Source organism: Leucobacter komagatae, assembly GCF_000834055.1.
In the GTDB taxonomy this organism is placed as follows: Bacteria; Actinomycetota; Actinomycetes; order Actinomycetales; family Microbacteriaceae; genus Leucobacter; species Leucobacter komagatae_A.
Genome location: NZ_JXSQ01000013.1, coordinates 1 through 11,795 on the forward strand (window position 1 = coordinate 1; position 11,795 = coordinate 11,795).

10 protein-coding genes are annotated in these 11,795 nt (G+C 64.5%); 7 read left to right on the forward strand and 3 right to left on the reverse strand.

Annotated features, from left to right (window positions below; all coding sequences use genetic code 11):
• Positions 1-164: 164 nt before the first annotated feature.
• Positions 165-1,217 carry a hemolysin family protein gene (locus SD72_RS10110; protein WP_042544344.1) on the reverse strand — a complete coding sequence of 351 codons (1,053 nt, stop codon included), beginning with the start codon at positions 1,215-1,217 and terminating at the stop codon, positions 165-167.
• Entirely contained in the window at positions 1,214-2,557 is a 1,344-nt protein-coding gene (locus SD72_RS10115) for a hemolysin family protein (protein WP_042544345.1), read from the reverse strand. The genes SD72_RS10110 and SD72_RS10115 overlap by 4 nt, the downstream gene beginning before the upstream one ends.
• Before the next feature lie 243 nt (positions 2,558-2,800).
• Here SD72_RS10115 and SD72_RS10120 point away from each other — a divergent pair, with 243 nt between their 5' ends.
• The 7 genes from SD72_RS10120 to SD72_RS10150 all read left to right on the forward strand — a co-directional run bounded on the left by SD72_RS10120 (position 2,801) and on the right by SD72_RS10150 (position 11,261).
• A complete protein-coding gene (locus SD72_RS10120) occupies positions 2,801-6,514 on the forward strand; it encodes a multifunctional oxoglutarate decarboxylase/oxoglutarate dehydrogenase thiamine pyrophosphate-binding subunit/dihydrolipoyllysine-residue succinyltransferase subunit (protein WP_042544346.1) in 3,714 nt (1,237 codons plus the stop codon).
• A 58-nt stretch (positions 6,515-6,572) separates the two neighbouring features.
• Positions 6,573-7,595: an agmatine deiminase family protein gene (locus tag SD72_RS10125; protein ID WP_042544347.1), complete on the forward strand. Its 1,023-nt coding sequence runs from the start codon at positions 6,573-6,575 to the stop codon at positions 7,593-7,595.
• Positions 7,596-7,698: 103 nt separating this feature from the next.
• Complete coding sequence (locus SD72_RS10130) at positions 7,699-9,222, forward strand: aldehyde dehydrogenase (NADP(+)) (RefSeq protein WP_042544348.1); 1,524 nt, start codon at positions 7,699-7,701, stop codon at positions 9,220-9,222.
• A 147-nt stretch (positions 9,223-9,369) separates the two neighbouring features.
• The gene (locus SD72_RS10135) at positions 9,370-9,723 is read left to right on the forward strand and encodes a PadR family transcriptional regulator (RefSeq protein ID WP_042544349.1); all 354 of its coding nucleotides are present in this window, start codon (positions 9,370-9,372) and stop codon (positions 9,721-9,723) included.
• Positions 9,720-10,409, forward strand: a complete 690-nt coding sequence (locus tag SD72_RS10140; RefSeq protein ID WP_042544350.1) for an HAAS signaling domain-containing protein — start codon at positions 9,720-9,722, stop codon at positions 10,407-10,409. The genes SD72_RS10135 and SD72_RS10140 overlap by 4 nt, the downstream gene beginning before the upstream one ends.
• 33 nt (positions 10,410-10,442) lie before the next feature.
• On the forward strand, positions 10,443-10,853 hold the full coding sequence (locus SD72_RS10145) for an META domain-containing protein (protein ID WP_042544351.1): 411 nt from the start codon (positions 10,443-10,445) through the stop codon (positions 10,851-10,853).
• A gap of 15 nt (positions 10,854-10,868) precedes the next feature.
• A complete protein-coding gene (locus SD72_RS10150; RefSeq protein ID WP_042544352.1) occupies positions 10,869-11,261 on the forward strand; it encodes an META domain-containing protein in 393 nt (130 codons plus the stop codon).
• 144 nt (positions 11,262-11,405) lie between these two features.
• Here SD72_RS10150 and SD72_RS10155 read toward each other — a convergent pair whose 3' ends face one another.
• Positions 11,406-11,756: a hypothetical protein gene (locus SD72_RS10155; protein WP_042544353.1), complete on the reverse strand. Its 351-nt coding sequence runs from the start codon at positions 11,754-11,756 to the stop codon at positions 11,406-11,408.
• Positions 11,757-11,795: the final 39 nt, after the last annotated feature.

Below are 11,795 nucleotides of genomic sequence, written 5' to 3' on the forward strand. Positions count from 1 at the left end.
TTGTTGTCGCCTCAGCTCTGGCGAAACGACAACAACTGCCAACTCGGGGCCGGGCGGGGCCGGATGCCGGGGCCGGGCGGCCGGGAGGGGCGGGACCGGGCCGGGCCGGCCGGGTGGGATGGTGAGGATGTGTGGCAGGGCCGGCCGGGCGGAACCGTCGGCTGCTACTCGCTGGCGTAACGCTGACGCCGCGTGGCGTCCTGGATCTCGCCGACGAGTTCCTCGATGACGTCCTCGAGGAAGACCGCGCCGAGCTCGGTGCCCTCCGCGTCAACGATGCGGGCCATGTGGATCCCGCGCCGCTGCATATGCGCAAGCACGTCCTCAAGCTCGGAGTCGACACGCATCGTCACCATTTCGCGTACGCGTTTCGGCGGAATGGGTTCGTCGATCCACCGCTCGCTGATGCGCACGAGATCCTTAATATGCGCATACCCGACAAGGCCGCCCTCGGCGTTCACGATCGGGTACCGCGAGAAGCCGTGACGAGCGACCGCCGCCTCGACGTCCGCTGGCGTGGCACCCGGTTGCAACACAACGAGCCTGTCGAGCGGCACGAGCACATCCCCAGCACGCTTTGACGTGAACTCGAACGCTGCGGTAAGCGCCCCGCTGCGATCCTCGAGCACACCCTCTCGCCGGGAATGGTCGACGATGCTCGCAACCTCCTCGAGGGTGAACGTGCTCGTCGTCTCCGATTTCGGCTCCACCTTGAACATGCGGAGCACACCGTTCGCGACAGCGTTGAGCGCTGTGATGAGCGGTCGCAGCAGGCGTGAGATTGCTACGAGCGGCGGCGCGAGCAGCAGCACTGCCCGATCCGGCAGCGTAAACGCGGCGTTCTTCGGCACCATTTCACCGAACACAACGTGCAGGTAGGTCACGAGCAGCAGTGTGAGCACGAACGCCGAAACGCTGGCAACCTCTACACTCATGCCCGTCCACTCAAGGGGGCCAGCAAGCAGGTGGTGGATCGCTGGTTCCGACACGTTGAGGATCACGAGCGAGCACACGGTGATGCCAAGCTGGCAGGTCGCCAGCATGAGCGTCGCGTGCTCCATCGCGTACAGCGCGGTCTTCGCAGGCTTTGAACCAGCGTCGGCCCGCGGTTCGATCTGCGATCGCCGCGCCGAGATCACCGCAAACTCTGCGGCAACGAAGAAGGCGTTTGCCGCGAGCAGCACCACCAGCCACACAATTCCTAGCCAGTCGCTCATGCGCGGACCCCCTCTCCGTTATCTGCGCCGACTTCGCGGTTCGTCTCGGGCGCTGCGAAGAATCGCAGCCTTGCAATGCGGCGTCCGTCCATCCGTTCGACCCTCAGGGTCGCACCGTCAGGGAGCGCAACCTCATCGCCAGGTTCGGGGATGCGTCCGAGCCCGAGGAGAACGTAGCCAGCGATGGTGTCGTAGTCATCGGCCTCAGGTACTTCGATACCGGTCTGTTCGCGAAGCTCGTCGGGGCGGAGGTCGGCTGGGAACGTCATCTCGTTCGCAGTGCCAACGACGCCGGCCGCGCTCCTGTCGTGTTCGTCCGACACCTCGCCAATGATTTCTTCAACGAGGTCCTCAAGGGTCACGAGTCCTGCGGTGCCGCCGTACTCGTCCACAACGATGGCGAGCTGGTAGCCGGAGGCGCGCAGTTGCTCGAGCAGTTGGTCGATGCGCAGCGTCTCAGGGACACGCAGGGACTCCTCTGCGAGGGCGGCAGCTGGCACTTCGGCCCGCTTGTTACGTGGCACCGACACGGCCTGCTTGACATGCACGACGCCAACGACGTCGTCACGGTCCTCGTCAATCACGGGGAAGCGGGAGTAGCCGGTACGGCCCGAGAGCTCAAGTACAGCCTGCGCAGACTCGAGCCGTTGAATGCTCTCCATTCGAAGGCGCGGCGTCATCACGTCGGCCGCGGTGAGCTCAGCAAAGTGGAGCGTCCGGTCGAGCAGCGTCGCGGTGTCAGCCTCGAGGAGGCCAGCGCTCGCCGAGTGCCGAACGAGCGAGGAGAGCTCCTGGGCCGAACGCGCGCCCGAAAGCTCCTCCTTTGGTTCGATTCCGATCCACCTGAGGATCCCATTCGCACTTCCGTTGAGCACTTTCACAGCTGGCCGGAAAACCGCGGTGAATCCAGCCTGCAGCGGCATGACGATCTTCGCCGTCGCAAGCGGCTTCGAGATCGCGAAGTTCTTCGGAACGAGCTCGCCAACAATCATCGAGAAGATCGTGGCGACGATCACCGCGACCGGCACAGTAACGACACCGAGCAGGTCGGCAGGTAGGCCGATCGCCTGCAACGGACCGCTGAGTGCGCCACTGATGACGGGCTCGAGGAGGTACCCAGCGAGGAGCGTTGTGAGCGTGATGCCCAGCTGTGCACTCGAAAGATGCGTTGATGTGTGGGAGAGACCGCGGATGACGCGGTCGAGCCCGCGCTCTCCCCCACCTCGCCGACGCTCAAGATCTTGTCTGTCCAGCGCGACCAGAGAGAACTCTGCCGCGACGAACACGCCGGTGCCAAATGTGAGGAGGATACCGAGTGCGAGTTGTACCCATTCGCTCATCGGATGACCGCATTACACAGGGATGACCGCGCAATCGCGCGGCAAATACTCGGAGGGTCTGCGGGTCTTCGGGGGTCTGCTTCCATGATTGCTCTACTTTATCAGCGAGAATGCCGTTTTCCGCCTGGGAAAGGCGTAGGCTTATACAGTGTGCGATGGCGAACCGTTATCTCGGGTCGCGCCGCCGGATACGAGCGGCATTTCTTGCACGAGACAACAACACTCACGGGAGAGGAAGTCGCTTTGGCAGAGCGCTCGGAAACCACCTCACAGGATGGTTCCGCAGAAGATTTTGGTGCGAACGCTTGGCTTGTCGACGAGATGTACAAACAGTACGTCGTCGACAAGAACTCGGTAGACCCGGCTTGGTGGCCGACTCTCGAGAAATTTGCAGCGTCGCAGTCCGCAGTTCAACCCAAGGCGGCGCCCTCAGCACCAGCGGCCGCCGCGACTTCAGCACCGCCGTCTCCGGCGGCGCACGCTGCTCCGAGCACTGGTCCAGCGACGCAGCCGGCCCGCACGACGAACGTGGCCCCTCGCACGGCCCCGATCCCCGCGGATGCTCCACGAAAGCCCGCGACCACCGCGGCAGCTGCTGCCAGCGACACGGCTGAGGATCAGGTCACGGTCTTCAAGGGCATGGCCCGCACCCTGTCGAAGAACATGGACGCGAGCCTCACCGTGCCGACCGCGACCAGCGTGCGCACGATCCCGGCGAAGCTCCTCATCGACAACCGCATCGTGATCAATAGCCACCTTCGTCGCAGCCGCGGCGGAAAGGTGTCGTTCACACACCTCATCGGCTGGGCGCTCATTCAGGCGCTGAAGGCTCACCCGGCGCAGAACGTCGCCTACACCGAGGTCGACGGCAAGCCAGGCGTCGTTGTGCCAGCGCACATTGGGCTCGGGATCGCCGTAGACGTGCAGAAGGCCGACGGCACTCGCTCGCTCATGGTGCCGTCGATCAAGTACGCAGAGACGCTCGACTTCAACGAGTACCTCGCAGCGTACGAAGACCTTGTGAAGCGCTCGCGCGACAACAAGCTCACCGCGACCGACTTCCAGGGAACAACGCTTTCCCTCACTAACCCCGGCGGCATCGGCACCGTGCACTCGGTTCCGCGCCTCATGAACGGGCAGGGCTCCATCATCGGCGCCGGCGCGCTCGAGTACCCGGCTGAGTTCCAGGGCGCTTCGGAAGAGGTGCTCGCAAACCTCGGTATCTCGAAGACGATCACACTCACGAGCACCTACGATCACCGCGTCATCCAGGGCGCAGGATCCGGCGAGTTCCTCAAGGCAGTTCACGAACGCCTCGCTGGCGGCCACAACTTCTACGAAGAGGTTTTCGCCGCGCTCCGCATCCCGTACAAGCCGATCCAGTGGGCGAAAGACATCCACGTCGACGTGTCGGGTGCGATCAACAAGTCGGCGCGCGTGCAGGAGCTCATCAACGCGTTCCGCGTGCGTGGCCACCTCATGGCAGACGTCGACCCGCTCGAGTACGTGCAGCGCACGCACCCGGATCTTGAGATCGAGAACCATGGGCTCACGTTCTGGGACCTCGACCGCGAGTTCGTCACCGGCGGTATCGGCGGCAAGCCGACCATGAAGCTCCGTGACATCCTCGGTGTGCTCCGCGACACGTACTGCCGCAAGATCGGCGTCGAGTACATGCACATCCAGGATCCGGACGAGCGGATCTGGCTGCGCAACCAGCTCGAGGTGCCCTACGCGAAGCCGAACTCCGAGGAGCAGGTTCGCATTCTTGAGAAGCTCAACGAGGCCGAGGCCTTCGAGACCTTCCTGCAGACCAAGTACGTCGGCCAGAAGCGCTTCAGCCTTGAGGGCGGCGAGTCGGTCATCCCACTGCTCGACGCGATGCTCATCGACGCCGCAGAAGACGGGGTCGACTCCGTCGACATCGGCATGGCGCACCGTGGGCGCTTGAACGTGCTCTCGAACATCGCCGGCAAGACCTACGGCCAGATCTTCCGCGAGTTCGAGGGAACAGCGCAGAAGACCGGTTCGGGCGACGTGAAGTACCATCTCGGCACCTCCGGCGTGTTCACTGCTCCGAACGGCACGCAGGTGCCGATCCACCTCGCCGCGAACCCTTCGCACCTTGAGACCGTCAACGGCGTCCTCGAGGGCATCGTCCGCGCGAAGCAGGATCTCAAGCCGATCGGCTCGTTCACCACGCTCCCGATCCTCATCCACGGCGACGCCGCGATGGCGGGTCAGGGTGTTGTCTACGAGACACTCCAGATGTCGCAGCTGCGCGGCTACCGCACGGGTGGCACGATCCACATCATCATCAACAACCAGGTCGGGTTCACGACGCTGCCGCTCGATTCGCGCACCGGCATCTACTCGACTGACGTTGGCAAGGTTGTGCAGGCACCGATCTTCCACGTGAACGGCGACGACCCAGAGTCGGTCGTACGCGTCGCGCAGCTCGCCTACGAGTTCCGACAGAAGTTCCACAAGGACGTCATCGTCGACCTCATCTGCTACCGCCGTCGCGGACACAACGAGGGCGATGACCCCTCGATGACGCAGCCGCTAATGACCGACCTCATTGAGGCGAAGCGTTCGACACGTCGGCTCTACACTGAGGGCCTCGTTGGCCGCGGTGACATCACCCGCGAGCAGTACGAGACCGCGAAGCAGGACTTCCAGAACCGCCTCGAGCAGGCCTTCATGGAAACCCACGCAGCGCAGACCGGATCGATCCCCGTGATCGATCAGTCGGGGATTGCAGAGCGCGAGGAGCCAGGACAGGCGTCCGGCGACGTGCTCGACACCGCAGTGGCGACTGACGTTGTGCACCGCATCGGTGATGCACACGCGAACGTTCCGGAGGGCTTCACCGTCCACCGGAAGCTGCAGCAGCTCCTCACAAAGCGTCGCGAGATGAGCCGCTCCGGTGAGATCGACTGGGGCTTTGGCGAGTTGCTTGCGCTCGGTTCGCTCCTCATGGAGGGCACCCCTGTGCGCTTCGCCGGTCAGGATGCTCGCCGCGGAACCTTCACGCAGCGTCACGCGGTCTTCCACGATCGTGAGAACGGTCAGGAATGGCTGCCGCTGCTGAACCTGTCGGACGAGCAGGCACGTTTCTGGATCTACGATTCGCTGCTCAGCGAGTACGCTGCGCTCGCATTCGAGTACGGCTACTCGTTGCAGCGCGAGGACGCACTCGTGCTCTGGGAAGCGCAGTTTGGTGACTTCGTGAACACGGCTCAGGCCGTGATCGACGAGTACATCGCTGCGGCAGAGCAGAAGTGGGGCCAGCAGGCCTCGCTCGTCATGCTGCTCCCCCACGGCTACGAAGGCCAGGGACCGGACCACTCGTCAGGGCGCATCGAGCGCTTCCTGCAGCTGTGCGCCGAGGACAACATGATCGTGGCGCGCCCGTCAACGCCGGCGAACTACTTCCACCTGCTGCGCCGCCAGGCATACGCACGTCCGCGGAAGCCGCTCGTCGTGTTCACCCCGAAGTCGATGCTGCGCCTGCGCGGTGCAACGTCGAACGTCGAGGACTTCACGACCGGGCACTTCCAGCCCGTCATCGACGACCCGAATGTCAGTGACCGCGCTGCGGTAAAGCGCGTGATCCTCACCTCGGGCAAGGTCTACTACGACCTTGAGGGCTCGCTCGCGAAGAACCCCGACTCGCGCGTTGCCGTTGTTCGTGTCGAGCAGTACTACCCGATGCCGGTGATCGACCTCACCCGTATTATCGCGAGCTACCCGAACGCCGAGCTCATGTGGGTTCAGGACGAGCCGGAGAACCAGGGCGCTTGGCCCTTCATCTCGCTCGTGCTCGCAAAGCACCTCGCGAACGACCGCATCAGCGTCGTCTCGCGTGCGGCATCCGCTGCGCCCTCCACGGGCTCGGCAAAGGTGCACGCTGCTGAGCAGGAAGATCTGATCGCTCGGGCCCTCGGGTTCTAGTAGTCGGATCCGAGCTTCTCCAGCAGATCGAGTAATTCAGAACACAAAGGGATCACGTATGACCACATGGCGCATGCCTATCGAGGGCGAGCCCCAAGAGCGTATCTGGCTCGCGTGGCCGACCGCAGGCTACTCACTCGGTGACACCGAGTCTGAAGTTGAGAGCGCACGCACGACGTGGGCCGCAGTCGCAAACGCTGCGAGCGAGTTCGAGGCCGTCACCGTGGTTGTGAACCCAGGCGACGAGGCGATCGCTGCCCGATACCTTTCGGGCCAGATCGATCGCCTCGTCGCTCCCCTGAACGACGCGTGGATGCGCGACATCGGCCCGAGCTTCGTGATCGGCGATGATGGATCGCTCGGAGCGGTGAACTTCAAGTTCAACGGTTGGGGCGGCCAGGACTGGGCAGAGTGGGACAAGGACCAGCACATCGGCAGAATCATCGCAGAGGCTGCCGGAGCAACACTCGTCGACTCTGAGATGACGAACGAGGGTGGGGGGATCCAGGTCGACGGCACAGGTCGGGTTATTCTCACCGAAACTGTGCAGCTCGACCCTGGCCGCAATCCTGGCTGGACGAAGCAGCAGGTGGAGCGTGAGCTCACCCGCACGATCGGGACGGATCGCGCCATCTGGCTCCCCCGCGGGCTCACCCGCGACCACGACACATTTGGCACGCGCGGTCACGCGGATATTCTTGCTGCGTTCACCACGCCAGACATGCTCCTCATGCACCGGCAGGATGCAGGTTCGCACCCGGATCACGAGATCGCGCGCGCGAACCGTGAGGTTGTGGAGCGCTACCGGGATGATCACTCGGACCAGTTCGAGATCGTTGACCTGCCGGCCCCCGAGGCGCTGCGAGACGATGAGGGCTACGTCGACTACAGCTATATCAATCACCTCGTTGTGAATGGTGGCGTGCTCGCCTGCTCGTTTGACGACCCGGCGGACGACCGCGCGCTTGGTGTGCTTCGTGACGCCTACCCTGGCCGAGAGGTCGTCGCTATTGACGCGCGCCCGCTGTTCGCGCGCGGCGGCGGCATCCACTGCATCACGCAGCAGCAGCCGGCCCTGTAGCTTCTCGGCGTCCCACCACGCCCACCCTGTACAATGTCACATGATGATGTTCGGGGCGCACCGAAGCGCGCGTCACGATCCACCACACGAGAAGGAACGATAGATGACTGAGAGCACTCTCACCCCAGAGCTTGAAGCAGTGGTAGCCGGCGCCGCAGCCGCAGCCCCTGCATACGCAGCGCTCACTCCCGCGGATCGTGCGCGCGTGCTCGTAGCACTCGGCGACGCACTGGAGGCCGCAAAGCCGCGCCTCGTCGAGATCGCGATGCGCGAGACCGGCCTCACCGAGGCCCGCTTGAACGGAGAGGTCACCCGCACAGCAGTGCAGCTGCGGCTGTTCTCGGAGACGGTGATTGACGGCTCCTACCTCGACGCCCGCATCGACTACTCGGACCCCGAGTTCGTGCTTGGCCCGCGCCCCGATATCCGCCGCACGCACATTCCGCTCGGCCCGATCATCAACTTCTCTGCCTCGAACTTCCCGTTCGCGTTCTCAGTACTCGGCGGCGATACCGCATCGATTCTCGCGGCTGGCTGCCCCGTCATCGTGAAGGCGCACTCCGGTCACCCCGAGCTCTCCGACGCGACCGCCGAGGTCGCCCGCGAGGCGCTGCGCTCGGTGGGCGCACCCGAGGGGGTCTTCAACCTCATTCACGGGCGTGAAGCCGGTGTTGCAGTGCTCAAGGATCCGCGCATCAAGGCTGGTTCGTTCACCGGATCGATTGGCATTGGTCGCCTCCTCACCGATATCGCTGCGGCGCGCCCCACCCCGATCCCCTTCTACGGTGAGCTCGGCTCCGTGAACCCTGTCTTCATCACTGAAGCAGCGATCACCGAGCGCGCTGAGGAAATTGCCTCAGGGCTCATCACCAGCGTCGCCGGCTCAGCAGGCCAGCTCTGCACGAAGCCCGGCTTCGTATTCACTCCTGCGGGCTCAGCGCTGCCGGCAGCGATCTCCGCAGCGGCGAACGACCTTCCGGAGCACCGTCTCCTCGACCCGCGCATCGCACAGAGCTTCAACGAACGCCGCGACGCGATCCTCGCAACGGCCGGAGTTTCCGCGGTAATCCCCGGCGGCGTGCGTTTCGACGATGCGGGTCACGGCTGGGCCTCACCCACTGTCGTCAGCGTCTCGCTCGAGGATTTCCGTTTGGGCCACGAGAGCCTTGTTGAGGAGGCCTTTGGCCCGCTCACGATCCTCGTTGAGACCCCGGAGGGCACCGATCTGGCCGCGCTCCTGCCCGAGTTCTATGAGGGCAACCTCTCTGGCACGATTCACATCAGCGCCGACGAGGCAACGGGCACCACCGCGAACGTCGGCGAGCTGCGCGCGCTCGTCACCGCGCTTTCGAAGCAGGTCGGCCGCGTGCTGTTCAACGGCTGGTCGACCGGCGTCGCTGTGACCCCGGCGCAGCAGCACGGCGGCCCGTGGCCCGCGACGAGCAACGATGCGAGCACCTCGGTTGGCACCTCGGCCATTAAGCGCTTCCTGCGCCCAGTCGCGTTCCAGAATGTGCCTGCGGCGTTCTTGCCAGAAGCGCTGCGCGACGAGAATCCGCTCGGCGTGCCGCAGGCGATCTCGCCCGCTGGCCAGTCGGGCGACTGGGGCAGCCAGTACCGCGGCTAGCCTCGGCAGATGCGTACGCAATGGCGGCTCGCCCTTCGGGGCGGGCCGCCATTGCGTTGCCTGCCAGCATGCGCACAAGAGCGGGAACCCGGCCCGTGAACGCAAGGCCGTTGACGCTATCTTGCAGCGCATGCTACCTTGTGTCACATGATAGATGACGTAACCACGCAGCTCCGCCGCGGCGTCGTCGAATACTGCGTGCTCGGGCTCCTCGCTGCCGAACCCATGTATGGCTGGCAGCTCGCCTCAGCCCTCACCGAGCGCAACCTCATAGCGAGCATCGGGACCCTCTATCCGCTGCTCGGCAGGCTCCGGGACCGCGACCTCATCGTGGCCTTCGAGCAGCAACAGGACAGCGGTTCCGAGGCTACAGGCGGCCCCACTCGCAAGTACTACAGGCTCACCCCCCTCGGCGAGCAGCACCTCGACCACTTTCGGTCTCAGTGGGGCCCGTTCACGGCCAGCGTCACCGAGATCATCACACATGGGAGCACACCGTGACGAACACCAATGAGACTCAGAATCCCGATGCTGAACTCCGTGCGAGGTACCTCACCGACCTCGACCTCGCCCTCACTGAGCTGCCACACGGGATGGCGACCGAGTTGCGTTCCGGCGTTGTTGAGGAACTCGCCGAGCTCGACGGAGATGAGTTGCAGCGGCGGATCGCGGAGCTCGGGCCACCCGAGGACGTTGCACGCGCAGCACGCGTGGAGGGCCTTGGCGAAGCGCCGCTCGACGCGTTCGGTGCACAGGCAGCCCCCGCGAACCACCGCACGGTCACCCCGCTGAGCGAGTCTCGCGGGTACGCGATTGCCGCAGCAATCGTCTTCGGAATTGGCGGTCTCGCGCTCCCGATTATCGGTTGGGTGATCGGATGCGGTCTCGTTGCAACGAGCAAGTTCTGGCGGGTCAGGGAGAAGGCGTGGGCGATAGCGACCCCGCTCCTCGTACTCGCGGTATCGTTCTTGGCAATCTGGGTTGCGGCGTGGGCAGGCGGCTCGGGTGAGCTCAACGGGGGCGACGGGTCCCAGGGCGCCGATCCCGCTTCGAACCCACTCATGCCAGCCGGGTACGATCTGCTGTTCTCGGCAGTGCTGCTCGTGTGGGTGGTGGCAGTTCCGCTAGTGGGGCTCTGGCTCATCCTGCGCTTGCGCGGCCGGCACTCCCCGCAAGCTCGCTCCTAGTGTGATTGAAACTAGATAGGTTACGCTGAGGCTATGAATCTCACGCGCACCGCATTCAGCTCCAGCCACCGTCGTAGCGTAGCCGCCGCAGCCCTCCTCGGCGCCACCGCACTCCTCCTCACCGCTTGTTCTGGCGCAGCCTCGGTTGCGGACACGAGCTGGGGCAAGCTCGACACACGCGGCGAGACATCGATCACGTTCACCGCCGACGGTGGCGCCCACGGAAGCGACGGCTGCAACATCATCAACGGCAAGTGGACCGAAGAAAAGGGCACGGTCACCTTTGGCCCACTCGCCTCAACGATGATGGCCTGCGAGGGCGTTGACACGTGGCTCGGCGCGGCCGCAACCGCAGTGGCCGAGGGCGACAAGATCACCTTCAGCGATGAAGACGGCAAAGAGATCGGCTCGCTCGACAAGACCGAGTTCACGGCACCGAAGTAACTGAAGGAACTCGCAATGATCAGCAATCGCACCGCTACGGCAGCACTCGTGGTGGCGGCGGCTTTCGCACTCGCAGGCTGCTCAGGCGGCGCTGATGCGCCAGCCTCCGTCGCAGACACCACCTGGGGCACCCCCGATACCGAGGGGAAGCCGGTGATCACGTTCACAGCGGACGGCGGCTTGGGAGGCAACGACGGCTGCAACGTCTTTGGCGGTAACTGGAGCGAGACGCAGAACGGCGTAGAGATCTCGGACGTCTTCTCCACGATGATGTTCTGTGAGGGAGTCGATACGTGGCTCACCGAAGCAAACGCGGCGGTCGTCGACGGCGACACGATCACGTTCAGTGACGAAGACGGCAAGGAACTTGGCTCACTCGACAAGACCGAGTTCACCGCGCCGGAGTAGCTCGGCGCAGTAGCGAGGCGGAGTAGCTCGGCGCAGTAGCGTGGCGCTCGCTCGTATGCTACGACGCACACGAAAGGGGGGGTGCGGATCTTACGATCCGCACCCCCCTTTCGTGCTAGCCGGGCCAAGGGCCCCGCGCCAGATTTACCAGGCGACCGCGAGCACCACGTTCAGTACCGAGAGGCCGAGGATCGCGCCGAGCACGCCGCCCGAAACGCTCGCCTTCTTCTTGTTCACGAGCGCGACGACGATGATCGCGATAAGCACGAGCGTCTTCACGCCGATCTTCATGTTGTTGGGCTCGCCGCCCATCGCGTACATCATGCCGACAAGGCCGAGGCCGGTCGCGAGCATGAGCCACGAGCTGTGCAGGATGCCGCCGGAAACCTTGGCGACGCCCTCCTTCACCTTGGGCAGCTGCGCGATCGTGGCACCGGCGACGCCCGCGAAGCCGATAATGTGCAGGATCAGCAGGATATTCCGAACGATTTCCATGGTGTGTTCCCCTTCAAGTGACGAACTGGTGTGGGTTCC